Raw genomic sequence first — 25,340 nt, 5'->3', positions numbered from 1 at the left:
CCTCGATGCCGTGGGCGCCCTTCTCCTTGCGGAAGCAGGGGGAGTAGGAGGTGAGGGTCTGGGGCAGGCTCTCGGCGGGGAGGATCTGGTCAATGAAGCGGCCGATCATGGAGTGCTCGCTGGTGCCGATGAGGTAGAGGTCCTCGCCCTCGATCTTGTACATCATGGCATCCATATCCGTCTGGCTCATGACGCCCTCCACCACGTTGCCATGGATCATGAAGGGGGGGATGCAGTAGGTGAAGCCCTTGCCGATCATGAAGTCCCGGCCGTAGGCCAGCACCGCCTCATGGAGCCGGGCGATGTCTCCCAGGAGATAGTAGAAGCCGTTGCCGGAGACCCGGCCGGCGGCGTCCAGGTCGATGCCGTTGAAGGACTCCATGATCTCCGTGTGATAGGGGATGGGGAAGTCGGGCACCTTGGCCTCACCGAAGCGCTCCACCTCCACGTTGCAGGAGTCGTCAGGGCCGATGGGCACGGAGGGGTCGATGATCTGGGGGATCTGGAGCATGTCGTGGTGGAGGGCAGCCTCCAGCTCCGTCTCCTGCTTTTCCAGCTCCGCCAGGCGGTCTGCCTGCTGCTTCACCTGGGCCTTGACGGCCTCTGCCTCCTGAAGCTTGCTGGGATCCTTCTTGGCCTGGCCCATCAGCATGCCGATCTGCTTGGAGAGGGTATTGCGGTTGGAGCGCAGCTGATCCGCCTCGGCGATGGCGGCACGGCGCTTGGCGTCCAGTTCGATGACCTCATCCACCAGGGGCAGCTTGGCGTCCTGGAATTTCTTCTTGATGTTTTCTTTGACAGCGTCGGGATTTTCCCGGATAAACTTGATATCCAGCATGGTTCCATTCTCCTTGTCGGTCGATTCCCGGCAAAGCCGGGCGGATTTTTATTGGGGATGTTTCACGTGAAACATGGGTGATCAGTGGTTCAAAACGGCCTCTTTCAGCTGCTGATAGCGGTCGGCAGGGGAGGTGACCCCTTCGGGCCGGTCGTCGGGCAGCAGATCCACCAGGCCTTCGTCATCCATGCGCTGGAGGGTCTCCAGGCAGCCGTCCATGTCTCCGGCGGAATACTGCTGCTGCAGCTGGTACAGGGCCAGCAGCGCCTCCTGGGTCTGCTGGGCGTTCAGCGTTTCCTCCTTGGCCTGATCCAGCTCCGTCTGGGCCTGGTCCAGGGCGTCCTCCGCGTCGGAGAGCTCCTGCTCCATCTCCAGCAGGCGGTCCTGGGTGTCCTGGATCTCCTGCATGGCGGAAACGGAGTCCTGCAATTCTCCCAGCACTTTGCTATTGCTCTGCTGGTGCATCACAAAGGACAGCGCCATCAGCAAAAAGGCCACCACAAAGAGGATCATAATATAGACCACAACGGGCTTTTTCCCGGATGGGGTCTCCTGGGGAGGCTGTTCCTCCGGCGCACCGCTGCTTCGTTTTTCCAGATTCATATTTGGATGCGTCCTTTCAGTCGGTATGTTTATGGACCCGGATGGCCGCCAGCGCCTCCAGCAGGTCGTTGAGATCGTCCATCCCGTAGTATTCCAGTTCAATGCGGCCTTTTTTCCGGCCCTTGACGATGCGCACGCCCCGTCCCAGCTGGGAGGAGAGCTCCTTCTGGGCCTCGGCGGCGTAGTCCACATAGTCGGCAGGCGGGGAAGGGGCGGTTTCCTTCTCCTTGGCCAGCCGTTTGGCCAGGGCCTCCGTCTGCCGGACGGAGAGCCCGCCGGAGACCACCGCCTCGGCGGCCCGCTCCTGTACGGCGGCAGGCAGGGGCAGCAGGGCCCGGGCGTGACCGGCGGAGAGAGTGCCCTCCTCCACCAGCTTCCGCACGGCGGGAGTGAGCCCCAGCAGCCGCAATGCGTTGGTGACGGCGCTGCGGGATTTGCCCACCCGGCGGGCGGCCTCCTCCTGGGTCATGTGGTAGTTGTCAATGAGGGATTGAAATCCGGCTGCTTCCTCCATGGGGTTCAGATCCTCCCGCTGGAGGTTCTCGATCATGGCCAGCTCCGCGGCCTTGCGGTCGTCGGCTTCGATCACGATGGCGGGCACTTCCTGGAGCCCCGCCAGACGGGCGGCCCGCCAGCGGCGCTCTCCGGCGATGATCTGATAGTATCCGGAGGAGAGCTTGCGGACGGTGAGGGGCTGGATGATGCCGTGTTCCCGGATGGATTCCGCCAGCTCCGCCAGGGAGGCCTCGTCAAAGTGCTTGCGGGGCTGGGAGGAGCAGCTTTCCACCTGGGAAATGGGGAGATTCAAGGAGCCGGAGCTGTCGGCCTTGAGCACGTCGTCTCCCAGCAGCGCGCCCAGGCCCCGGCCAAGCCCGGAGGGCTTTTTGGATGCCATGGAATACCTCCTTTATATCATCAGGCAGATTGTTTCTTCAAAAACTCCGCCGCCAGGGCGGTATACGCCTCCGCGCCCCGGGAGGTGCGGTCGTAGGCGGTGATGGGCTTTCCGTGGCTGGGAGCCTCGGAGAGCCGGACATTCCGGGGGATCACCGTGGCGAACACCTTGCCGGGGAAGTAGTGCTTCACTTCCTCCGCCACCTGGAGGGCCAGGTTGGTGCGCCCGTCGAACATGGTGAGGAGCACGCCGTCCAGCTCCAGAGCGGGATTGAGAGACCGGCGGACGATCCGCACGGTGTTCATCAGGTCGCTGAGCCCCTCCAAAGCAAAGTATTCCCCCTGAACGGGCACTAAAATCGCGTCGGCGGCACACAGGGCGTTGAGGGTCAGAAGCTCCAGGGAGGGAGGGCAGTCCACAAACACAAAGTCGTACTGGTCCTTCACCTGGTCAATGGCGTCCCGCAGCAGGTACTCCCGGTTGTCCATGGCGATAAGCTCAATGCCCGCTCCCGCCAGGGCCTTGTTGGAGGGGAGCACGTCCCCAAACCGGGTGTGCACCAGGGCTTCCTGGGCGGTGACCTCCCCGATGAGGACGTTGTAAATGCCCTTGGACAGGGTCTTGTCCACGCCCATGCCGGAGGTGGCGTTGGCCTGGGGGTCAAAGTCGCACAGCAGGACGCGCTGGCCCGCCTCCGTCAGGGCGGCGGCCAGGTTCACACAGGTGGTGGTCTTTCCGACACCGCCTTTCTGGTTGACGATTGCAATGGTTTTTGCCACGAAGGCACCTACTTTCTAGCAAAAAACTACGGAATTGGGCAGGAAAAGCTCCCGGAGACATCCCCGGGAACCACATGCGCAAGCCGATCCTGCCGCCCCACAGGTATCCTTGGGCACCGGACAGGGCGGCAAAGGGTCAGAATGGGCCAAACTTGGCGCCAAAGGCCGGAAAAGCAGCTGTTTGCCTTTCCGACAGTCACATTATAGCAATGACAAGGTACACTTGCAAGGCATATTCCAAAAAATCCGCTGGTTTTCCGGCAGGTTTCACGTGAAACATGGGAGAAAAGAGATAAAAAAACACCTGGGATGTTTCACGTGAAACATCCCAGGAAGAGGTCACACCAGCAGCATCCCGGAAAGGGGATTCACCGTCAGCTCCAGACGGCCGTTTCCGGCGGGAAAGACCCGGCCGGTCATGATGTCCCGGGCGGAAGGAGCGGACCAGGGGAGGGTCATGCGGGTGCGGGCGTCCCCGGCATTCACCACCGTCAGGGCTATCTGGTCTTCCCAGGTGCGGGTGTAGGCCAGCAGGGGGCCCTGGGCCGCCAAGTAGTCTATGGTTCCCCGCTGCAAAGAGGTCATCTCTTTGCGCAGCGCTCCCAGCCGCAAAAACCAGGGGGTCAGGGGGCTGCCCGCCGGACCCAGAGGGAAAGTGCCCCGGTTGAAGGGATCCTCAAACCCCTCCAGGCCCACCTCGTCCCCGTAGTAGACGGTGGGGGAGCCGGGGAAGGTAAAGAGGATCAGCGACGCCAGCCGCACCAGGGCCTCGCCCCGCTGGCGCTCGGCGGGGGAGAGGCGGTAGGCAGCCCGGGCGTCCTTGCTTTGGGGCACCTGGGACGCACCCAGCACCGTCAGGATCCGGGGGGTATCGTGGGTGCCCAGGAAGTTCATGGCGGAGTAGAAGGCTGCCGGGGGATAGTGCTCCCGGAGGGTCTCCATGGCCTCCCGGAAGTCCTGGGCGCCGCCTCCCTGAAGGTAGGCAAGCAAAGCCGTGCGGAAGGGGTAGTTCATGACCCCGTGGAGCTCACTGCCCAGCAGGTACTTCCGGCGCTGGGAGTAGGCGATCTTGTTGCTGGCGTCCTCCCACACCTCTCCGATGAGGACGGAGCCGGGCTTTGTCTCCTCCATGACGGAGCGGATGGTTTCGATGAAGCGGTCCGGCAGCTCGTCGGCCACGTCCAGCCGCCAGCCGTCGGCTCCCGCCCGCAGCCAGTGACGGATGACGGAGTCCTCCCCGGTGACCATGTAGGAGAGATAGGAGGGGGTGTCCTCCCGGACAGCAGGCAGAGTATTGATGCCCCACCAGGAGTCGTAATCCGTGGGCCAGGGGTGGAAGGAGTACCAGTCGAAATAGGGGGAGTCCTGGCTCTGGGCGGCTCCCAGGGTGGGATAAAACCCGTCGGCATTGAAGTAGAGGCTCTGGGAGCCGGTGTGGTTGAAGACGCCGTCCAGGATCACCCGCATCCCCAGGGTATGGGCCTGATGGCACAGGCGGCGGAAGTCCTCCTCCGTGCCCAGCATGGGGTCAATTTTCAGATAATTGGCGGTGTTGTAGCGGTGATTGGAGGCAGATTCAAAAATGGGGTTCAGGTACAGCGTGGTGACGCCGAACTCATAGAGGTCCGGCAGCCGGGAGATGATGCCCTGAATGGTGCCGCCGAAAAAGTCCCGGTTGCGGATCTCCCCGTCGGGATCCGGCCGCCACTCCGGGGTGTCGGCCCAGTTCTCGTGTACCCAGCGGTTGCCCACCAGCCCGGTGGGATCCGGGGAATCCCCGGGGAGACGGCGGAACCGGTCTGGAAAAATCTGGTATGTCAATCCCGCCCCGAACCAGCGGGGACAAGGGTTTTGCTGATATACCGTCAGCTGCCAGGGTTCCAGGAAGCCGTCGCTGCGGTAGCCGGTTTTGTCCAGGTCGCAGCCGGAGCCGTCCTCCCGCCAGAAGCGGAAATGATACCAGATGAGCTCCGGGGTGTCCGGCATCTCCACCGATCCGGTGAACAGGGCCCGCTCCCCCTGGGCTTCGCCGGGGGAGAGCTCCACCTCCCGGCGCGTCTCGGAGAACTCCTGGCGCAGTACCACCGCACAGTGGGTGAATCCCTCCCGCAGCAGGGGACGGCAGGAAAAGGTGACATGCCCGCCGCAGCGGGCGGCGCCGAAGGGATCTTTACAGAGGGTACAGCGGGAATCAAATACAAAGGGCTCGCTCATGGGGCGGCGGCCTCCTTAGAAAGACTTATTGCAGCAGCTCATTTTCGCCGATGATGGCGGTGCCGATCTCATCGGCAGAGAAATAGGCGTTGAGGATCTCCACGGCGGTGGAGGCCAGGTTGGCGCCGGCGTCGCCCTTTTCGATGACGATGGACACCACGATCTCCGGGTCGTCGTAGGGGGCGAAGCACACGAAGACGCCGTTGTTCTTATCGTTGTTGCCCAGCTGGGCGGTGCCGGTCTTGGCGCCGGCGGTGACGATGCAGTTGCGGAAGGCGTTGTAGACCATGCCGCCGGGCTGGGTGTAGCCCAGCATGCCCTCCTTCACCGCCTCCAGATTGGCGGCGCTGATGTCCAGAGTGCTGCGGGGCTCCGCCTGGCCCACGGCCACCACCTGGGAGTTGTCGTAGGTCTTGACGGATTTGAGCAGGTGCACATCGTAGAGCTCACCGCCGTTGACCAGGGTGGCGATGTAGTTGGCCAGCTGCAGCGGGGTATAGGCCTGGGTGGCCTGGCCGAAAGCGGCCCAGGGAGCCTGATCCTGGCCCTGGGGATTTTCCGGCAATTTGCCGCTGGCATCCCCGATCTCAATGCCTGTGGAAGATCCCAGGCCGAAAGCCTGGGCATATTCCCGCAGCCGGTCCATCCCCAGCTCATAACCCATCTGGGCAAAAAAGTAATTGCAGGAGTTGGTGATGGCCTCCGTGACGTTCAGAAGGCCGTGGCTGCCGGCATACCAGCAGTTGGCATAGCTGTTGCGGTCTCCGGGATAGTACCAGGTGTGGGTGGCCCGGATTTCCTTTGTGGGGGTGATAATGCCCTCCTGCAAGGCTGCGATGGCCGTCAGGGGCTTAAAGGTGGAACCGGGGGCGTAGGTGCCGTTGGTGGCCCGGTTCCACAGGGGGTTGGCGGGGTCCTTGCTGAGGGTGTTGTAGTCCCGGTTATAGTTGGCGGGGTCATAGGTGGGATAGGAAGCCAGGGCCAGCACCTCGCTGCCGTGGGTGGTGAGCACCGCCGCGGCGGCACCCCGGGTCTCGTTGCCGTCCGCCTCATTCATGGCGTTGACGGTCTTGGCCAGGGCCTCCTCCACCACCTGCTGCAAGTCCAGGTCGATGGTCAGCTCCACGGTGTTGCCGGGCACGGGCTCCACGGAGTAGTACTCGCCGGTGACCTTGCCGTTGGAGTTGGTGGAGACGATGCGCTTGCCGTTGGTGCCGTGGAGGTAGTCCTCGAAGGCGGCCTCCACGCCGGTGCGGCCGATCTTGTCGGTACCGCTGTAATTTTTGCCCTCCAGATTCTCCAGATCCTCCGCCCAGATGCCGGTGGTGTAGCCCAGGATGTGGGCGGCGTATGTGGTATCATACTGCCGGACGGAGGAATTGGTGATTTTGGCCCCGGCGTAATTGCCGTCGTTGATCAGGGAGATAAAGGAGGTGTCCACATCCTCCGCCATGGTGTAGGCGTCGGTGTCCACCAGGTTCCGGATGGACAGCTCATAGCGCACGCCCAGCACCATCCGGGCCTCGTTGAGGGAGAAGGTGACCGGCAGGGAGAAGCCTTCCTCTCCCCGCATCAGCTCGATGAGGGTGTGGGCAGAGAGGCCCGCGCCCTCCAAAACTTGGGCGGTGAGGTCTTCGTCTTCCATCTCATCCAGAAGTTTTTCCCCTACATTGGCGGCCACGTCAATGGCGCTGGCGTCGGGGGAGGGGACCTCCTCGCCCTCCTCCAGCACCGTTTCCGGGTGCTCATAGAGATAGGCCGCCAAAGCGTCGTGGGCCGGCTCCAGATCCTTGAGATACTTCAAAAAGCGGCTGCGCATGACGTCGGTGACGCTGTCCAGGGTATAGGAGAAGGGGGCGGAGTCGGAGATGGGCAGGTTGTCCTCCCACTCCACGCCCTGGGCCTCACACAGCTCCAGCAGCTCCAAAATGGCCTGGTTCTCATCCTGGCCGGCCTTCAGGAGGCTGGCGTCGAAGGTGAGATTGTAGGAGGGGCGGCTGGAGACCATGGACTTGCCGTTGCGGTCGGTAATAAGGCCGCGGGAGGCCTCCACCGTCTCCGTCCGGGCGATGGAGCGGATGGACTGGGAGAGGTAGTAGTCGTGATTGGTGACCTGGACATCAAAGAGCAATCCCAGGTAGACCAGCAGAATGGCCACACCGAAGGCACCCAGAAGTCCCAATCGTAAATTTTTGCGTTCCTTGTGATCCATGGGACCTCCTTAGTCGTCCATGTGGGTCTTGCGGTACACGGCGGAGAACAGGGCCGTGGCGGGGATGGAGAGGAGAAGGGACACGCACAGCTCCCGCACCATCAGATAGCCGCCGGTGGCCCAGACGGAATGTCCCTGGGCCCAGAACACCAGGCAGTGGAAAAATCCCGTCAGCAAAAAGGCCACGGCGGAAGAGACCAGGGAGCAGAGGTATCCGGCCTTGATGAGGCTCTGGGAGATCAGGGCGGCGCACAGGCCCGCCGCCGGAAAGATCAGGGTGTAAAAGCAGGGGATGGACTCCGGCACCAGGGTGTCGCACACCACCCCCAGGGCCAGGGCGAAGATGGTTCCCGCCGTGGGCCCCTCATAGGCGGCCACCACGGCGGCAATCACCGGATAGACAAAGGGGATGACGCCCCAGATGGTAAGGCGCTGGAGCACCGCTCCCTGCACCAAAAAGCACAAGAGGGCGGCGGCGGCATAGAGCGCCCATTTGAAAATCGTCTCGTTGCGGGCCAGCACGGCGATGCTCCTTTCCTGGGAAACTGGCGGCCGCCTGAAAGCGGCGGAAGGGCAGGCTCAGGAGCCCGCCACGAAGGACTTGATGATAAAGACCTGCTCCAGCTGGTCGAAATCCGCCTCGGGCGCCAGGATGGCGTAGGTGGCGGCGCCGGAGTCGTCCCGCTGGACCTCCTCCACGGTGCCGATGACCAAGTCGGCGGGGTAGTAGCCGCCAAGGCCGGAGGTGAGCACCAGGTCGCCGCCCATCAGCTGGCAGCCGGCAGGCAGGTAATCCAGCCGCAGCCGGTTTTCCTCCATCAGGGAGAAGTCTCCATGAGCCACACCCAGGTCCTTGGTGCGGAACACCCGGGCGCCCAGGGAGGTATCGGTGTCCACCAGCGTCAGCACGGTGCACCAGTTGTAGCCCACCTTGCCTACCAGGCCCACCAGGGCGCCGGTCTCGGTGATGACGCAGTCACCCACCTCCACGCCGTGGGCAGTGCCCTTGTTGAGGGTCAGGGAGGAGGTCCAGTTGGAGACGCTGTGCTCCGTGACGGTGGCCAGCTCCAGATCCCCGGTGATGTCCTGACGCTCTGTCTTCAGGTTCAGGGCCTCCCGCAGACGGTCGTTTTCCGCCCGGTCGCTCTCTGCCTGGCGGACATCCGCCTCCATTTGGGCGATCTGCTGCTTGAGCTCCGCGTTCTCCTCCTCCAGGGCCTTCACGTCAGCAAAGTAGGCCTGCTTGTCTTCCACCCAGCCGGTGACGGCGCTATACACCGCCCGGAAAGGGGAGGCCAGGGTCCCCGCCAGGTTGGACAGGGGGGAGGAGGTGTTGGAGAAGTAGGACATGCAGGCCATAGCCACGGCGATCACCGCCGCGGCAAACAGAATCCACAGTCCGTGATTTTTCAAAAACTGCTTCAAGGCAAACGCTCCTTATCTCCGCCTCCGCCTCAGGCCAGCAGCCGGAGGCCGAAGCGCTCCAGCATACGGGAAAGGCGCAGCAGCGGCAGGCCCATCACATTGAAAAAGTCCCCGTCGATCCGCTCCACCAGCAGCGCCCCCCGGCCCTGGATGCCGTAGGCGCCCGCCTTGTCCATGGGCTCCCCGGTGCGGATGTAGGCAAGAAGCTCTTCCCGGGTGGCGGGACGGAAATAGACGTCCGTGGACTCGGACTCCGTGAGGATGGTATCGCCCCGGCGGACGGTGACGCCAGTGCAGACGGTGTGGTGACGCCCCTGGAGGGCCGTCAGCATCTCCAGGGCTTCCGCCTCATCGGCGGGCTTGCCCAGCCGCCGGTTATCCAGAAACACCATGGTATCGGCGGTGATGATGAGTTCCTCCGCCGTGCACAACGCCGCGGCAGCGTCGGATTTCTCCCGGGAGATGTACGCCACCGTTTCCCGGGGCGAGAGATCCGGGGGGCAGGTTTCCTCCGCCTGAGGCACCCGGACATCGAAGTCGTCGATGCCCATGCGGTGGAGCAGCTCCTGGCGCCGGGGGGATCCGGAGGCCAGTACGATCTTTGCCATGTCCGCCCTCCTTCAGATGCCCGTGGAGCCGAAGCCCCCCCGGTCGGGCCCCTCCAGGTGCTCCACCCGGGTGAAGTGGAGCCGGGGCTGGTTGCGCATGATGCGGAACTGGCAGATCCGGGCGTTTTTGGGAATGGTGACGTCCCGGGTGGCGTAGGCGGGCATGAACCACTGGTCCCCGTCTCCCCGGTAGGTGCAGTCCACCACCCCCACGGCGTTGGTCTGCAGAATGCCGAAATTCTTGAAGGTGGAGCTGCGGGGAGCCAGATGGGCCTCCCACCCCTCCGGCAGAGCCATGGCCACCCCCAGGGGGATGAGCCGGTATTCCCCGGCGTGGAGGGTCACGTCCTCCGCCGCGTGGAGGTCGATCCAGTCGGATTTGCCCGCCACGTAGGTGAGCTCGTCAATGCCGTCTACAAAATATTTTACCTTGATCTCTTCCATGGGAAACTCCAATTTTGATGATGTTTCGTATAGTTAAATAAATATTATACAGTTCGTTATTGAAAATACCCTGAAAACGGGGAAATTTTTCCTCACTCCACGCCCCGCTCATAGAGGCCCCGGGTAAAGGGCCCCGCCGGCGCGCCGCCGGTCTGGTAGGCCCGGAACACCCGGACGCACTCCTCTGGGGACTCGGTGGTAAAGCGCAGCCGGGCGTAGGTGAGGCCCAGGCGGCGCCAGTCCGGCCGGTCCGCCAGCCACAGCGGGCGGCTGTTTTGCAGCTCCGTCCGGTGGCCGAAAGCCGGGAGGATGGGGAAGGCGGCCCCGGTGCGGTCCACCAGCACGTTGGCCCGGTCGCACCGGCAGCCCACGGTGTTTTGCAGGAGGCAGTTCTCCGTGATCATCACCGGCAGCCGCCCGTAGACCACGGCCTCCGTGGGCAGGGGCTTGTGGAGGTCCCGGATCTGGGCAAAGCGCAGTTCAAAGGACACGCAGGCGGAAGAGAGGCCTTTTTCTTTCAGGTAGGCCAGGGAGCGGCTGTTGAATACGTTCATGCCGAAATCGCCCGCCAGGGTCAGTCCCCGGTCCCGCACCAGGGGCAGGTGGCCCAGATTGCCCACGGCGGCCCCGGTGACCCCCAGGGCTATGGCGTGATCCAGCCACTGGGAAAGGCGCTCCTCGTCCCGGTCCCGCCACACCCGGGGCAGCACGGCAAACCACTCCGTTTCCCCCTCCGGCAGGGCGGGGAAGTCCCGCAGCAGCTCCAACGGCACATACACCCGGGCGGGGGAGAGGTCCAGAAGGCCGCCCGTCAGCTGGGCGGCGGTGGTGACGGAGACGGTGAGGCGCGGCTCCGGGGCAGCGCAGGTGTCCGACACCTCCGGCGGCAGGGGAAGCTCCCGGCGCGGGGGCGGCGCGGTGCGCTCTGCCGTCAGGGCGGAGAGGGCCTCCCGGCGCAATGCGTTGACGGCACTGGCAGGCAGGGAGAGGCCCTCATCCAGGGTCACGGACACCTCCCGGCAGCGGTAGGCGGTGCCGCCGGTTTTTCCCAGCCGGTCCCGGAGATCCTCCTCCGTCAGGGCACGGCTGCGGGCAGCCTCCGGCACCGGGCCCGTGACGGTGACGGTGTGTCCGTCCTGGTCCACGGCGGTGAGGGTGCAGGGCTCGCCCGCCAAAATGGCGCAGAAAAAATCCACCGGCACGGTGCGCATGCCGCCCCGGTCATAGGCGGCCTTGGCCGCCGCAAAGAGTTCCTTGGGTTCCGGCGCGTTTTCCGGCCGGGCTCCCAGCATGGCGGCGCCGTGGCGGCCCCGCCAGTAGGCGTCGGTAAAGCCGGAGCGGGAGAACGCCTGCTCCAGCGCTCGCTGCTCCTCCGCCGTAGGGCCGCGGCCCTCCCGGAGGAGCGTTGCATAGATGCCGGTGATCACCGCCACATACTCCGGCCGCTTCATGCGGCCTTCCAGCTTCAAGCAGGAAACGCCCATGGCCTCCGCCTCCGTGAGGCGGTCCGCCAGGCAGCTGTCCTTGAGGCTCAGGGGCCGCTGGTTGCCGGGGGAGGGCTTTCCCGCGGCGGGAGGGGGCGCGTCGTCCACAGGACAGACAGTTTTGCCCCCCTGGACCCGGGCGGCCTTCGCGGCGGCGGGGTCATCCTCCCAGCTGGACAGAGGCACTACGTCGTAGCGCATCCGGCAGGGCTGGGCGCAGGTGCCCCGGTTGCCGGACCGGCCCCCGATGAGGGCGCTCATCTCGCACTGGCCGGAGTAGCACATGCAAAGGGCCCCGTGGCCGAAGATCTCCACCTCCGCAGGGCAGCGGCGGCAGATCTCCGCCGTCTCCTCCCCGGAGCACTCCCGGGCGATGACCACCCGCTCGCAGCCGTCGGCGGCGGCCTCGCAGGCACCGCCGGAGGTAAAGAGGCTCATCTGGGTGCTGGCGTGGAGGGGGAGGTCCGGCAGGACGCCCCGCAGCAGGTCAAAAAGGCCCCAGTCCTGCACCAAAATGGCGTCCACCCCCAGGCGGCAGGCAGTGCGGGCGGTCTCCAGGGCCGCCGGAAGCTCCCGGTCCGTCAGAAGGGTATTGAGGGTCAGAAAGACCCGGACGCCCCGCTCATGGCAGTAGATAAGGGCATCTGCAAATTCTTCATCGGTAAAGTTTTTGGCGCCCCGGCGGGCATTGAATTCCCCCCAGCCCAGGTACACGGCCCCGGCGCCGTTTTCCACAGCGGCCCGGAGGGCCTCCGGAGACCCGGCGGGGGACAACAGCTCCGGCTTCATCCGCGGCCTGTGTTCCGGTTCAGCTGGTCCAGCTTCTGCTGCAGGCGGAAGACCTCCCGCTTGAGCTCGCTGGCCTCCGCCTGGGCCTTGCCCGCCTCGTCCAGATACTCCTTGATCTGGCCCCGCAGCTGCTCCGCCGCCGCCTGGGATTTGAACAGCTCGTCGGTGATGTTGGCGGCGGTGAGGACAGCGGCGTCGATCCGGCCTACCTTGGCGCTGCTGAGGACCTCATTCATTTTGGCGCTGACGTAATTGCCCACCTTTTCCATATAGGCGGCAGACTCCTCCGCCACAAAAGTATAGTCCTCGCCGCAGATGCTGATGACCACACGGTTTGCCATAAAAAGTCCTCCTCTTTGGAAGTTTTTCCGGCGGCGGGATCTCCCTCTCCGGTAAAAAAGCCCATATGCCGCCTATTATCGTATCTTACAGTATAGCATACCCCGCCGGCGTGTGCCAGTAAAAATGAGAAACCTTTCAAAAAAGTTCAAAAACCGTCGGATTTTGGAAGTGGGGCTCCAGGGGGTTGTTCTTGCGGCGGAATTCGTGTAAAATAAAGGTTCGAAATCAAGGCCCGGAACACCGGGCCCAGGAGGGGAGGGGGATCCCATGCCAAGCTGTCTCATATCCACGGGAGAGGAAAACCTCACCGTCACGGCCGCCGCCGCCCGCCGGCTGCTGGAGCGGGGAGACGGGGACGCGGCGCTTTTGTATCTGGCGCTGCTGCGCCACCGGGGCACGGTGATGCCCCGGTCCCTGGCGGGAGAGCTGCGGTGGGACCGCACCCGTATCGAGGCGGCGGAGGCCGTGCTGCGGGAGCTGGGGCTGGTGGCTCCGGCGGGGGAGGAGGCGCCCCCGGAACCCGCGGAAGAGCGTCCCGCCTACACCCGCTCGGATCTGACGCAGCGGCTGGAGAGCAGCTCTGAGTTCCGCACCCTCACCGCCGAGGTGGAGCGTAAGCTGGGCAAGCGGCTCACCACCGCGGACCTGGGGATTTTGCTGGGGCTCATGGACTACGTGGGCCTTCCGGCGGACGTGGTGTACCTCTTGGTGTGCCACTGCGCCCAGCGGACACAGGAGCGGTACGGGGAGGGCCGCCGCCCCGGCATGCGCCAGATCGAGAAGGAGGGCTACGCCTGGGCCCGCAAGGGTATCGACACCCAGGCCGCCGCCGCCGCGTACTTAAAGGATTATGCCCGCCGCCAGGCCACCATGCCCGGCTACATGCGGGTACTGGGGCTGGGAGAGCGGATGCCCGTGCCCTCGGAGGAGAAGTATCTCACCGCCTGGCAGGACATGGGCTTTTCGCCGGAGGCGGTGGCCATCGCCTACGACAAGACGGTGCTCAAGTGCCACGAGCTTCGGTGGCCCTACTTAAACGGCATCCTCAGGCGCTGGCATGAGGAGGGCCTCCACACGGCGGAGGAGATCCGGCGCACGGAGAAACCCGGCAGCCGCAAGCCCTCCGCCCCGGCGGACCGGGACGACATCAGCTGGATGAAGCGCTTCATCCAGCAGCGAGACAAGGGGGAGTGACCACATGGCCTACGACGGACGGATCCTGCGCCGGGCGGTGCAGAAGTTCGAGGAGGACCGCCGTGCCCGGGAGCAACAGTTTCAGACCCGGCGGGAGGTCATCTTCCGCCGCCAGCCCCGGCTGCGGGAGATCGAGTCGGAGCTCTCCGGCACCGCCAGCCGCATCATTGCCGCCGCCATGCGCCGGGGGACGGATCCCCTGCCGGCGGTGGAGGTGCTGCGGGACGAGAACCTGGGCCTCCAGGCAGAAAAGCGCCGGCTGCTTTCTCAGATGGGCTATCCGGAGGACGCCCTGGAGGAGGCGCCCGTGTGTCCCCTCTGCGGGGACACGGGGTACCGCAATGGCGGCGTGTGCCGGTGCCTGAAGAAATACTACGCCCGGGAGCAGCAAAAGGAGCTCTCCCGGATGCTGGACCTGGGCACCCAGAGCTTTGAGACCTTCTCCCTGGACTGGTATTCCCGGGAGCGCAATTTTACCGCGGGCATCTCTCCCCGGGAGAATATGGAGTGGGTGTACAACACCTGCCGGACCTATGCGATGAATTTCGCGCCGGGGGTCAGCGGCAACCTGCTGCTCACCGGCGGCACGGGCCTGGGCAAGACATTCCTCTCCGCCGCCATTGCCCGGGTGGTCAGCGAAAAGGGCTGCTCCGTGGTGTACGACACGGCGGGCAGCATCTTCCGCCGCTTCGAGAGCCAGAAGTTCCGCCGGGAGGACGGGGAGGAGGCGGACGCCGACGTGGAGCGGGTGCTCCACTGCGACCTGCTGATCCTGGATGACCTGGGCACGGAGATGACCACCGCTTTCGTCCAGAGCGCCCTGTACCAGATCGTCAACACCCGCCTTATGGAAAAGCGGGCCACCATCCTCTCCACCAACCTCAGCATGGTGGAGAACAACAACGAGATCGCCAGCCGCTATTCCCCTCAGATTGCCTCCCGCATTGAGGGGGAATACAAGGTCCTGCCCTTTTTCGGGGAGGATATCCGCATCCTCAAGCGGCAGCGGAAATAAAAGATGGTGTATATCCCCCGGAAAGCGTATGCAAGGCGCTTTCCGGGGCGTTTTTTTGCGCAAAAGGGGGGCATCACTCCCGCATCCCCCGCCACAGCGCCGCAGCCAGCACCGTCAGGGCGGCGGAAAGGCCCAGGGAGGTCCAGAACCGGGGGGAGCCGGGGCTCCACAGGGCCGACCCCAGGGCCGTGGCCGCCGCCACCCGGGGAGCCGCTCCCAGGAGACCTGCGGAGAGGTAGGTGCCAAGAGGCACCCCGGCGGCCCCCAGGTACATGCTCACCAGGTCTCCGGGGGTGGCGCCCGCCAGGCGCAGCAGAAAGACCGTCCGCCAGCGGTGATCCGCGGGAGGACGCAGGACGCGGATTTTGGGATACCGAGCCGTCAGAGCCTCCAGCCCGCCCTCCTGGCGCCGCCCCAGCAAAAAAGGCCCAAGGTGGGCTGCCGCCACGCCGGTGAGGTTCACCGCCAGAGCCTCCGGATAGGGGAAGAGGAGGCCTCCCGCCGCCGTCAGGGCGGAGATGGGAAAGGTCAGGGAGAGGCCCTTGAGGGCATAGAGCCCGATGAGGAACGCCGCCGCCGCAAACCCCTGCCCCGGGGAACGCTCCGCAATGGCCCGGGCTGTCAGCTCCTCCCGGAAGCACCAGGCCGCCAGGGCTCCGGCCCCCATGATCCCCGCTGCCGCCGCCAGCTGCCACCGCCGCAAGATCCCATTCCCCCTTATGATGGTGTTCCCCTTAGGGTGTGCCGCCGGGAGAGGAAGTATACAGGCAAAAAAACACCCGGCGTCTTTTAGACGCCGGGTGTTTTGTCTGATGTGGATGCCTGCGGCCGCCCGGCCGGGTCAGCCCAGGGGCACCACAATCACCGGGGTCTCGCCCTCGGGGGTGGTGGAGGTGCTGCCGCCGGTTTCGGCCTGGCCGGTGCCGGAGGCGCCGCCGGTATTGGTGCCGGACGTGCCGGTGCCCGTCTGGCCGCCGGTCTGGGTCTCGCTGCCGGTGCCGGGATTCACGGTGGTATCGCCGGGCAGCTGGGCCTCACCGGAGGCAGGGGTCTCCGGCAGGGCGGGGCCCTTGGAGATGACCTTGTTGCGGACCTTGTAGTCGCTGGTGGCCTCGTAGGTGCTGGAGATCAGCTTGCCGTCAGCGCTGTAGACATTGCGGTAGGACTTTACTTTATAGCCGGTGTAGGGGGTGGTGGTGACCTTCTCCGTGCCGGCGGGGAGGGTGGGATCGTCCTTGTAGACGGTCTCCCAGGGGGTCTTGGAGAGGACCTCGTTGGTCATCTTCACGTAAGTACCGTCCACGTTGGTGCCCAGGATCTTCACCGTGAGATAGCCCTTGGAATAGGTGGCCACGATCTTGATGGGGTAGTTGGTGTTGTTGGTGAACTTGTAGTCCGGGCCGCCCCAGGAGACGGTGGCGTCCATGCCCCAGTCGATGTAGGCGGGGACATAGCGGTGGGCGTAACGCTCGGTGATCTCCAGATTGGCCCGCAGGCAGGCGTAGTAGATGGTGGAGGAGGTCTGGCACACGCCGCCGCCCACCTCGTCCACGGTCTCGCCGCCCACATAGGCGGGAGCCGCCTGGTAGCCCTTGGCGGTGGTGCGCTGGCCGGTGGTGGCATTGTAGGAGAAGACGTCCCCGGTATTGAGGACCACGCCGTTGCAGGCGGCGGCGGAGAGCTTCACGTTGCTGATGCGGGCGGAGGTGCCGGAGACATGGGTGCGGCACTCGCCCAGCACGTCCCGGAACAGCACGTCCTTGAGCTCGTCGGCGGTGACCGCCGGCAGCTCCACCTGGGCGGTGATGGAGACGGTCTCCCCCGGGGCCGCAGCGTCTATGGCAGCCTGGGCGGCGGAGACGTCAAACTCCGCCCCCACCTGTTCGGGGATGATGGTATTGGTGGCGGCGTCATACCCGGCGTTCTTCATGACGCCCGCGGTGGCGTCGTGGATGGCCTGGGCGGTGATGGTCTGGGCGGGAAGGATCTTGGCGTCTTCCACATAGACCCGGGCATTTTCCTCTCCGCCGGCATTTTCCCGCAAAGAGAGCAGCGTGTCCTCTTCCAGATCCTGGGCGGACACAGACAGGCCGTTCTGGGCCACGGTTACCTGCAGGGAGTCCTCCGTCACCTCATAGGAGGTGTCCACAGGCTCCCGGGAAAATTCCTCCGCCAGCTGGGCGGTCTTCTCCTGAAAAACGGCCTCCTCCGGCTCCGGGGCGATCTCTTTGGCGCCCCGGCTGCCCATCAGGCAGGCAAGATAGTTCCACCCCCGGGCAAAGAAGCCCGGCTCGGTCTGGGCAAGGTCAAAGACCAGCTGCGCCTGGGACTCGTAGTCCAGGGCATCGGTGATCCCCAGCTCCCGGTAGGTGACGGTGGCGGCGGGAGCTTCCTCGTAGACAAGCATCCCCTCCGGGGCGCTTTGGCCGTCTCCGGTCTGATCCGCCGCAGGCAGATAAAAGTCGATCTTCTTCTCCGGCAGCACCTGGCGCAGCTGCTCCGCCGCCTGGGAGACGGTGAGCCCGCCAACTTCCACGTCGTTGATGGTGGTGTTGGGATAAAAGGTATCCAGGGAACCGGCCCAGGCGCAAAGACCCACATAGGCGGCACACACCACGCCTACGAGGATTCCTATGACCATCAGCGGCCTTTTGCCGCCCTTTTTCAGCCGGGCCCCCCCGGCTTTTTGCACCATGGCCTCGTTGTGATCTTCCATGACGCCCTCCTGTGATCACGAGATCAGGCTGCGCTTCCACAGTCTATGCTTTCACTTGCCTATTCTAGCACACCTCTTTCCTGGAAAGCATTACAATCCCGTAACAACCCGGGCTCAGGCCTGCTTGCGGTCCTTGGGAATGCGGATGGTCAGCAAAATGGCGTCCTCGGTGTCCTGGCGCTCCGTCCGGGCGTCTACCCCCGCGTCCCGGATGAGCCGCAGCCCCCGGTCCACGCTGTTGAGAAAGAGGCGCACGTCCTTGATGATATAGGCCCGCCGTCCCGCGGGCGGCGTGGACTGGAGGGCCTGGAGCCGCCGCTCGATGTACTGCTCCGCCTGGGCAACGCTCAGGTGGGCCTGGGCAAAGTGTTTGGCGGCGGAGAGGCGCTCCTCCGGGTCCTCCAGCCGCAGCAGGCACCGGGCGTGGCGCTCGGAGAGGCCCGCCTGGGTCAGCACGCAGCGGCACTTGTCGTCCAGCCGCAAAAGCCGCAGCTTGTTGGCCAGGGCCGGGGCGGACATCCCCAGCCGGGCCGCCGTTTCCTCCTGGGTGAGGCCTGTCCGCCGCAAAAAGGCGGCGATGGCCTCCGCCTCCTCCAGATAGTGCAGGTCCCGCCGCTGGAGATTCTCCACCAACGCCAGCACCGCGCTCTCATCGCTGTCCGCCTCCGTCTCCAGGCAGGGCACGGTGGAGAGCCCCGCCAGCACTGCCGCCCGCAGACGCCGCTCTCCCGCCACCAGCTCCCAGCCGGTGGGGGTGCGCCGCACCGTCAGAGGCTGGAGGATGCCGTGGCGGGCCACCGAGGCTGCCAGATCCTTGAGCCCCTTTTCGTCAAACTCCCGGCGGGGCTGGGCGGGATTGGGTCGGATCTCCGACGGGCGCAGCTGCATCACCCGCCGCTCCCGCAAAAACCGCCGTTTCATGGGACCACCTCCTGTCATTTCCCTCATTCTACTCTGAAAGACATGAAAAGCATGGGGGAGCGTGTCGAAGGGCGGAAAAAAGCGCACGGCAAACGCCGTGCGCATCAAAAAATGCCCGCATTTTTTGAAGGGGGATCCAGTCCGCTGCGCGCATCATTTGGCCCGTGGGGCCAAATGTCACACTTGCAGACTGCGCGGTGTTTTTTCCGAGGCGCATGTCCCCGGAAAAAACAGATTTTAACTTCATTTCACCGCCTGCGGGCGGCGAAACTCTGCGAGGCGATCCTGGGGGACGTTTTTCATCAGAAAAAGCGAACGGCAAACGCCGTGCGCTTTTCTATGCAAGCTTGGGAAACGCCTTACCGGCAGGTGTAGGAGAACCAGCCTTCGGAGCTGCGGGTGTCCAGAATTTCAAGGCCCGCGGCGGTGAGAGCCGCCGCCACCTCCTCCGCCCGGTCGTCGATGATGCCGGAGCAGACGAAGCGCCCCTCCTCCGCCAGCAGCCCCCGCACCGCCGGGGCCAGGGCGATGATGACATCCGCCACGATATTGGCCAGCACCACCTGGTACCCCCCGCCAATCTTCTGCTGGAGGCCCTTGTCGGAGAGGATGTCCCCGGCATCCACCGTGTAGGTGTCGGCGCCGATGCCGTTGAGGGCGGCGTTTTCATAGGCCACGTCCTGGCACTTGTCGTCGATGTCGCAGGCAAAGGCGTGCCTGGCACCCAGCTTCAGGGCGGCAATGGAGAGGATGCCGCTGCCGCAGCCCAGGTCCAGCACCTCCTCGCCCCCGTGGATCAGGGACTCCAGGGCCGTCAGACACAGCCGGGTGGTGGCATGGCTGCCGGTGCCGAAGGTGAGGCCCGGGTCCAGCACCAGAGGCACCCGGCCCTGGGCAAGGAGCCGCTTCACCTTTTCATCCTCCTGGAGCCACTGGGGAATCACCAGCAGCCGCTCTCCGATCTCCATGGGCTTGTAGTACTGCTTCCAGTTGTTTTCCCAGTCGGCGTTCTGGATGGTGTCCATGGTCAAAAGGAGGCTGCCGCAGTCGTCCCGCTTGGCCTTGAGATCCTCCAGGGCCAGGCGCACCAGGGCCATCTGGGAAAAGCCCGCCTCTCCGGCCTCCAGATAAAAGGTAATGCGGGAGCGGCCCCGCATGGCCGCCTCCAGATCCTCGTCCACATAGTCCCAGTATTGGCGGTTGTTTTCCAGAAAGTCGTGGAATTCCGTCTCGTCGTCAATGACCACGCCGTCGATGCCCAGGGAGGAGAGGAGGGTCTCCACCGGCTCCAGTCCGGCGTGGGTGGTGTCGATGTGCAGTTCCAGCCAGTTCATAATCAAGCTCCTTGCAGCAGATCCGCCCGGGGGGCGGAGAAAATGGCCCGGCGGAAAGTGCCGGGGAGAAAAGACACGCGGCGTCCGGAAGGAGCTCCCTCCGGACGCGCAGGCTGATTTATCGTTTGGAGCCCACAAAGAAGAGGGCTACCGTGCCGGGGCCCGAGTGGTTGCCGATGACGGGGCCCACGAAGTTGATGGAGATGTCCCGGTTCCCGAACCGGCGGGTGATCTCGTCCGCCACGAACCGGGCGTCCGCCTCGCAGTCGCCGTGGGAGATGAACACCGTGCCGCCCGAGGCGTCCAGGGCGGTCTGTTCCATGTGGTCCACCAGGGCCAGCAGGGAGGCCTTCCGGCCCCGGGTCTTGCTGACAGGCACCAGGTGCCCGCCGTCGTCCACGTGGAGCACCGGCTTGATGGAGAGCATGGTGCCGAAGAAGGCGGTGGCGGCGCTGATGCGGCCGCCCCGCTTCAGGTGGTTCAGGTCATCCACGGTGAACCAGTGGCAGATAGAGCCCTTGGTGGCCTCGGCAAAGTCCCGGACCTCCTCCACGGAGCGGCCCTTGCGCTGCTCCTGGGCGCACAGGTATACCAAAAGGCCCTGTCCCAGGGAGGCGCACAGGGAATCCACCACGAAGACCTTGGAGTCCGGGAACTCCTCCCGCAGGTCCGCCGCGGCGATGGTGGCGGACTGGTAGGTGGTGGAGAGGGCGGAGGAGAAGTTGATGCACAAAATGTCCTTGCCCTGGCCCAGGATCTCCCGCATCTTCACCTCAAAGGCCCCTACGTTGACGGCGGAGGTGGTGGCGGTCTCACCGCTGCGGATCCGGGCGTAGAAATCCTGGAAGCCGATCTCCCGGCCGTCCAGATAGTTGTGATAGACCCGGTCTCCCATGTGGAGGCTCAGGGGCAGCACGCAGAGGCCCAGCTCCTCCGCCATGGCGGCGGTCATATCACAGCAGCTGTCGGTCATGATGACAAATTCACCCATGTCTCATCCCAGCTCCTTTTCCTTTTTGCTTTTCTCCCGCTTGGGCTTCTCAGCTTCACCGCAGCCCTTTGCCTCCCGCAGAAGGGTCACATAGCGGCTGCTGGCCACGCCGGCGGCATAGCTCATGAGGGCAAAGTGGATGGCGGCGTCCGCCAGATCGTCCGGCTCCGTGCGCTGGGCGATCTCGTCGGCGGTGAGGGAGAGGGCCTTGTCCAGGCTTGCGCAGAAGGCGGCGTACCCGTCGGAGACGGGGCGCTCCCCCTGGAGTTCCTCCCGGATCAGCAGATCCATGTCCCGGGTGGACATCACCCGCTTGAGGATGCAGATGGCGGTGAGGTAGGCCAGATGGTCCCGGCCGTACTTTTTCCCGCTGGCCCGGGGCACCAGGCCGCTTTTCGTGTAGTTGTTCACCATGGCGGCGGTGAGGCCGTCGTCCTCGTCAAACCGGATCACCTGGCGGTCCATATAGCTGAGGACCTGATCCATGTACAGCGCAAAATCCGGCAGCTGGTCCCAGGGGACGGGCCGTTCCTTGCGCAGCCGGTCCTGCAGTTCGCTCAGATCGTGCATGCTGCGTCTCCCTCCTTGTGCGGCAGATTCCCTGCCCGCCGTACCAGCGGGCAGGCCTTATTTTACAGAGGAAAGTATAGCACGGAGATGTGATTTTGTAAATCACCTTTTGAAAGGCAGAGAACCATGTGGAGCCGTTTATTTTCCCACGCAGAACCGGGAGAAAATGCCGGAGACGATCTCCTCCCGGGCGGTGCGGCCCGTCAGCTCTCCCAGGGCGTCCAGGGCCTCCTCCACGTCGGTGAGGATGGCGTCGGGGGTGAAGCCCGCCGCCAGGGCCTCCCGGGCCCGCTGTACCGCCTGGGCGGCCCGGCGGGCGGCGTGCTCCTGGCGCTCATTGGTGAGGATGGATCCCTCGGGGATGTCCCCCTCCGGAAACAGCGCCGCCACCGCCTGCTCCAGGGCGTCCAGCCCCGCGCCGGTGAGGGCGCTCAGGCACACCGCCGCCCCGGGGGCGGGGAGTCCTTCCGGCAGGGCGGGGATCCGGGTCTCACCGGGGAGGAGGTCTTCCTTGTTGACAACGAAAATCCACCGGGGGCACCGGGCGGCAAGGCGCAGGATCTCTTCGTCCTCCTGCGTCAGGGGGGCGGAGCCGTCCACCACCGCCATTGCAAGGTCCGCCGCCTCCAGGGCCTGCCGGGAGCGCTCCACCCCCAGCCGTTCCACCGTGTCCTCCGTATGGCGGATGCCGGCGGTGTCCATCAGCCGCAGCCGTACTCCGCCGCACACCACGGATTCCTCCACCGTGTCCCGGGTGGTGCCGGGGATATCCGTGACGATGGCCCGCTCATACCCCGCCAGGGCGTTCAAAAGGGAGGACTTGCCTGCGTTGGGGCGGCCCACGATGGCGGTGGCCACGCCCCGCTTGAGGACCTTGCCCCGGCCGCAGGTGGCCAGCAGCCGTGTCAGGGTGTTTTCGGCGGCGGTGAGGGAGCGGTCCACCTCCTCCGGGTGGATGTCCGGGATATCCTCGTCCGGGTAGTCCACCACGGCGTAAAACCGGGTGGCGATGTCCAGCAGGGAATCCGTCACCGCCTGAAAGTCCCGGCGCAGAGAGCCGGAGAGCTGGGCGGCGGCGTTGCGGGCGGCGGCGGAAGTCTCCGCGTCGATGAGGTCCACCACCGCCTCCGCCTCCGTAAGGTCCATGCGGCCGTTCAGAAAGGCGCGCTTGGTGAACTCCCCGGGCCCCGCCTGCCGGGCACCTGCGGCAAAGAGGGCGGAGAGGAGCTCCCGCAGCACCACCGGGGAGCCGTGGCAGTAAAATTCGGCGGAGTCCTCCCCGGTGTAGCTGTGGGGGCCGGGGAAGCGGACGGCCAGGCCGTGGTCGATGCAGCGTCCCTGGGTGTCCAGCACGTCTCCAAAGGTCATCTTCCGGGCCTCCTGGGTGTGGAAGGGTTGGCCGTTGGCGGGGCGGAACACGCGGCCGCACAGGGGAAAGCACCCGTCTCCCGAGACCCGGACGATGCCGATGGCGGTGGGGGAGGCCCCGGTGGCAATGGCGGCGATGACGTCCATCAGATCAGCTCCTTTTCCATGACGAAGTTTTCCAGGGTTTGGCCCCGCAATGCCACTTGCTGGGGGCGCACCAGACGGTAGCCCCGGTGTGTGAAAAAGTCCCGGGCGGCCCGGGAGGCGTGGACGGTGACGGTCTCCCCGGTGCACCGGCGCTCCAGAAAATCGCACAGCACGCCCCCTACGCCCCGGCCCTGGGCATCCGGCCGGACGTAGAGCAGGTCCAGATACGCCCCATCCAGGGCGCCGAAGCCCAGGAGGACGCCGTCCTCCTCCGCTTTCAAAAACGTCTCCTGCCGGAGCTTTTCGGCCCAGCGGGCGGTGTCCGGCTCCTCGGTTGCCCAGGCGGAGAGCTGGGCGGGAGTGTAATAAGGAGCGCAGGCGGTGTGTACCGCGTGGTAAAAAAGCGCCAGCAGGGCGGGGAGATCCGCCGCAGTGCAGGGCCGGATGGTCATAAAAGCTCCTTTCCCGGGAAAATGTTTCCCCCGGAGGGGAAACTTTGCGGATAAAAAACGCGGGGCGGGCGTATGCCCGCCCCGCAGGGGTGTCAGAACAGGGAGTTTGCTTACTTGATGCGCTCGCCGGCGGCCTCCTTGGCCTTGATCTCCCGCATGGCGTCCTTGTGGGAGAGGTTCACGCGGCCCTTCTCGTCGATGTCGGTGACCTTCACCCACATCATGTCGCCGATCTTGCAGGCGTCCTCCACCTTCTCGATGCGGTGGTCGGCCAGCTTGGAAATGTGCACCAGGCCGTCCTTGCCGGGAGCCAGCTCCACGAAGGCACCGAAGGTCATGAGACGGACCACGCGGCCGTAGTACAGGGCGCCCACCTCGGGGACGAACACGATGTCGTCGATGCACTTCTTGGCGGCGTCGCAGGAGGCGGCGTCCACGCCGGAGATGAAGATGGAGCCGTCGTCGTTGATGTCGATCTTGGCGCCGGTGTCGGCCACGATCTTCTGGATCACCTTGCCGCCGGAGCCGATGACCTCCCGGATCTTGGAGGGATCGATGTGCATGGTCAGCATCTTGGGAGCGTACTTGGAGACTTCCTTCCGGGGCTCAGAGATGCAGGGGAGCATGATCTGGTCCAGGATCTCGCACCGGGCGTCGTAGGTGATGTCCAGGGCGTTCTTGATGATCTCCATGGTGAGGCCGTCGTTCTTCAGGTCCATCTGGATGGCGGTGATGCCCTTCTTGGTACCGGCCACCTTGAAGTCCATCTCGCCGTGGAAGTCCTCCACGCCCTGGATGTCGATAAAGGTGGTGAAGGAGCCGTCGTCGTCCTGGATGAGGCCGCAGGAGATGCCGGCCACGGGAGCCTTGATGGGCACGCCGGCGTCCATGAGGGCCAGGGTGGAACCGCAGATGGAGCCCTGGGAGGTGGAGCCGTTGGAGGAGACAACCTCGCTGACCACGCGGATGGCGTAGGGGAACTCCTCCACGGAGGGGATCACCGGCAGCAGGGCACGCTCAGCCAGCGCGCCGTGGCCGATCTCACGCCGGCCGGGGGAGCGGGCGGGCTTTGCCTCGCCCACAGAGTAGCCGGGGAAGTTGTAGTGGTGCATATACCGCTTCTCCGTCTCCTCCCAGATGGTGTCCAGCTTCTGGCAGGCGGAGAGGGTGTCCAGGGTGCACACGGAGAGCACCTGGGTCTGGCCGCGGGTGAAGAGGCCGGAGCCGTGGGCCCGGGGCAGGATGCCAACCTCGGCGGCCAGAGGACGGATCTCGTTTTTCTGACGGCCGTCCACACGGTGGCCCTCCAGCAGCCAGGCCTTGACGATCTTCTTCTGGAACTTGTAGGTGAACTCCTCCAGGTACTTGTCCATGTCGGGGTACTGCTCCAGATATTTCTCGTGCCAGTGCTCGATCATGGCGTTCCAGCGGGCCTCCCGGACGTTCTTGTCGTCGGTGTCCATGGCGGCCTTGGCCTCGTCCATGAAGTTGGCCACGATGTCGTCGAAGAGCTCCTGGTTGAAGTCGGCGTGGGGATAGTCGAACTTGGGCTTGCCGATCTCGGAGACCATCTGGTTGATGAGGGTGATGACCTTCTGGTTCTCCTCATGGGCGGACTTGATGGCCTCGAACATCACATCGTTGGGCACCTCGTTGGCGCCGGCCTCGATCATGACCACCTTCTTGGCGGTGGAGACCACGGTGACGTCCAGGTCGGAGACCTTGCGCTGCTCGCTGTTGGGGTTAAAGACCAGCTTGCCGTCCACAAGACCCACCTTCAGCGCGCCCACAGGGCCGTTCCAGGGGATATCGGAGATGGCGAGAGCCGCGGAGGTGCCGATGAGGCCCGCGATCTCGGGAGAGCAGTCGTGGTCCACGCTCATGACGGTGGCCATAATGCTGACGTCGTTGCGGAAGTCGGAGGGGAAGAGGGGACGGATGGGCCGGTCGATGACGCGGCTGGTGAGGATGCCCTTCTCACCGGGACGGCCTTCCCGGC

Annotated in this window: 21 protein-coding genes and 2 pseudogenes; 2 read left to right on the top strand and 21 right to left on the bottom strand. The window is 64.9% G+C overall.

Going from position 1 to position 25,340, the window contains the following annotated elements:
• The 12 genes and pseudogenes from ACT67G_RS08765 to ACT67G_RS08710 form a co-directional block, all read right to left on the bottom strand.
• A pseudogene (locus ACT67G_RS08765) lies at positions 1-838 on the bottom strand (serine--tRNA ligase); the annotation flags it as partial.
• Between the two features lie 81 nt (positions 839-919).
• Positions 920-1,441 (bottom strand): hypothetical protein, encoded by a 522-nt coding sequence (locus tag ACT67G_RS08760; protein WP_325244575.1) that lies wholly within the window; start codon positions 1,439-1,441, stop codon positions 920-922.
• Between the two features lie 16 nt (positions 1,442-1,457).
• Positions 1,458-2,336, bottom strand: coding sequence for a ParB/RepB/Spo0J family partition protein (locus tag ACT67G_RS08755; RefSeq protein WP_443663993.1), 879 nt, complete (start codon positions 2,334-2,336; stop codon positions 1,458-1,460).
• 20 nt (positions 2,337-2,356) lie between these two features.
• Positions 2,357-3,115, bottom strand: coding sequence for a ParA family protein (locus ACT67G_RS08750; RefSeq protein ID WP_325244579.1), 759 nt, complete (start codon positions 3,113-3,115; stop codon positions 2,357-2,359).
• A gap of 339 nt (positions 3,116-3,454) precedes the next feature.
• Complete coding sequence (locus ACT67G_RS08745; protein WP_443663992.1) at positions 3,455-5,329, bottom strand: glycoside hydrolase family 13 protein; 1,875 nt, start codon at positions 5,327-5,329, stop codon at positions 3,455-3,457.
• Positions 5,330-5,354: 25 nt separating this feature from the next.
• On the bottom strand, positions 5,355-7,541 hold the full coding sequence (locus ACT67G_RS08740) for a penicillin-binding transpeptidase domain-containing protein (protein WP_443663991.1): 2,187 nt from the start codon (positions 7,539-7,541) through the stop codon (positions 5,355-5,357).
• A 9-nt stretch (positions 7,542-7,550) separates the two neighbouring features.
• Positions 7,551-8,063 carry a hypothetical protein gene (locus ACT67G_RS08735; protein WP_443663990.1) on the bottom strand — a complete coding sequence of 171 codons (513 nt, stop codon included), beginning with the start codon at positions 8,061-8,063 and terminating at the stop codon, positions 7,551-7,553.
• 57 nt (positions 8,064-8,120) lie between these two features.
• On the bottom strand, positions 8,121-8,966 hold the full coding sequence (gene mreC / locus ACT67G_RS08730) for a rod shape-determining protein MreC (protein WP_443663989.1): 846 nt from the start codon (positions 8,964-8,966) through the stop codon (positions 8,121-8,123).
• 29 nt (positions 8,967-8,995) lie between these two features.
• Positions 8,996-9,574, bottom strand: a complete 579-nt coding sequence (locus ACT67G_RS08725; protein WP_325244845.1) for a Maf family protein — start codon at positions 9,572-9,574, stop codon at positions 8,996-8,998.
• A gap of 12 nt (positions 9,575-9,586) precedes the next feature.
• Positions 9,587-10,018: a dUTP diphosphatase gene (locus tag ACT67G_RS08720; protein ID WP_325244847.1), complete on the bottom strand. Its 432-nt coding sequence runs from the start codon at positions 10,016-10,018 to the stop codon at positions 9,587-9,589.
• Between the two features lie 92 nt (positions 10,019-10,110).
• Entirely contained in the window at positions 10,111-12,291 is a 2,181-nt protein-coding gene (locus tag ACT67G_RS08715; RefSeq protein WP_443663988.1) for a DUF3656 domain-containing U32 family peptidase, read from the bottom strand.
• Positions 12,288-12,632 (bottom strand): cell division protein ZapA, encoded by a 345-nt coding sequence (locus ACT67G_RS08710; protein ID WP_325244312.1) that lies wholly within the window; start codon positions 12,630-12,632, stop codon positions 12,288-12,290. Before ACT67G_RS08710 ends, ACT67G_RS08715 begins: the two co-directional genes overlap by 4 nt.
• A gap of 268 nt (positions 12,633-12,900) precedes the next feature.
• Here ACT67G_RS08710 and ACT67G_RS08705 point away from each other — a divergent pair, with 268 nt between their 5' ends.
• Positions 12,901-13,827, top strand: a complete 927-nt coding sequence (locus ACT67G_RS08705) for a DnaD domain protein (protein WP_325244310.1) — start codon at positions 12,901-12,903, stop codon at positions 13,825-13,827.
• Between the two features lie 4 nt (positions 13,828-13,831).
• The gene (locus tag ACT67G_RS08700; RefSeq protein ID WP_443663987.1) at positions 13,832-14,842 is read left to right on the top strand and encodes an ATP-binding protein; all 1,011 of its coding nucleotides are present in this window, start codon (positions 13,832-13,834) and stop codon (positions 14,840-14,842) included.
• A 187-nt stretch (positions 14,843-15,029) separates the two neighbouring features.
• Here ACT67G_RS08700 and ACT67G_RS08695 read toward each other — a convergent pair.
• From ACT67G_RS08695 to ACT67G_RS08655, 9 genes and pseudogenes are all read right to left on the bottom strand, one after another.
• Positions 15,030-15,509 (bottom strand): annotated as a pseudogene (locus ACT67G_RS08695) (VTT domain-containing protein); the annotation flags it as partial.
• Positions 15,510-15,683: 174 nt separating this feature from the next.
• The gene (locus ACT67G_RS08690) at positions 15,684-17,558 is read right to left on the bottom strand and encodes a VanW family protein (protein ID WP_443663986.1); all 1,875 of its coding nucleotides are present in this window, start codon (positions 17,556-17,558) and stop codon (positions 15,684-15,686) included.
• 114 nt (positions 17,559-17,672) lie between these two features.
• The gene (locus tag ACT67G_RS08685) at positions 17,673-18,479 is read right to left on the bottom strand and encodes a ParB/RepB/Spo0J family partition protein (protein ID WP_443663985.1); all 807 of its coding nucleotides are present in this window, start codon (positions 18,477-18,479) and stop codon (positions 17,673-17,675) included.
• 359 nt (positions 18,480-18,838) lie between these two features.
• Positions 18,839-19,813 carry a 50S ribosomal protein L11 methyltransferase gene (prmA, locus tag ACT67G_RS08680; RefSeq protein WP_443663984.1) on the bottom strand — a complete coding sequence of 325 codons (975 nt, stop codon included), beginning with the start codon at positions 19,811-19,813 and terminating at the stop codon, positions 18,839-18,841.
• A gap of 118 nt (positions 19,814-19,931) precedes the next feature.
• A complete protein-coding gene (locus ACT67G_RS08675) occupies positions 19,932-20,804 on the bottom strand; it encodes a DegV family protein (protein WP_443663983.1) in 873 nt (290 codons plus the stop codon).
• Positions 20,805-20,807: 3 nt separating this feature from the next.
• Positions 20,808-21,374, bottom strand: a complete 567-nt coding sequence (locus ACT67G_RS08670) for a DUF1836 domain-containing protein (RefSeq protein ID WP_326214647.1) — start codon at positions 21,372-21,374, stop codon at positions 20,808-20,810.
• 138 nt (positions 21,375-21,512) lie between these two features.
• On the bottom strand, positions 21,513-22,889 hold the full coding sequence (gene mnmE, locus ACT67G_RS08665) for a tRNA uridine-5-carboxymethylaminomethyl(34) synthesis GTPase MnmE (protein ID WP_443663982.1): 1,377 nt from the start codon (positions 22,887-22,889) through the stop codon (positions 21,513-21,515).
• Positions 22,889-23,341 (bottom strand): GNAT family N-acetyltransferase, encoded by a 453-nt coding sequence (locus ACT67G_RS08660; protein WP_325246555.1) that lies wholly within the window; start codon positions 23,339-23,341, stop codon positions 22,889-22,891. The genes mnmE and ACT67G_RS08660 overlap by 1 nt, the downstream gene beginning before the upstream one ends.
• A 110-nt stretch (positions 23,342-23,451) precedes the next feature.
• On the bottom strand, positions 23,452-25,340 hold a 1,889-nt coding region (locus tag ACT67G_RS08655; RefSeq protein WP_443663981.1), incomplete at its 5' end, for a polyribonucleotide nucleotidyltransferase.

Origin of the sequence: Dysosmobacter sp. (assembly GCF_052306735.1) — a bacterium.
Classification (GTDB): Bacteria; Bacillota; Clostridia; order Oscillospirales; family Oscillospiraceae; genus Oscillibacter.
Note: the sequence above shows the minus strand (reverse complement) of the source record. Positions and strands in the feature narration are given on the sequence as shown.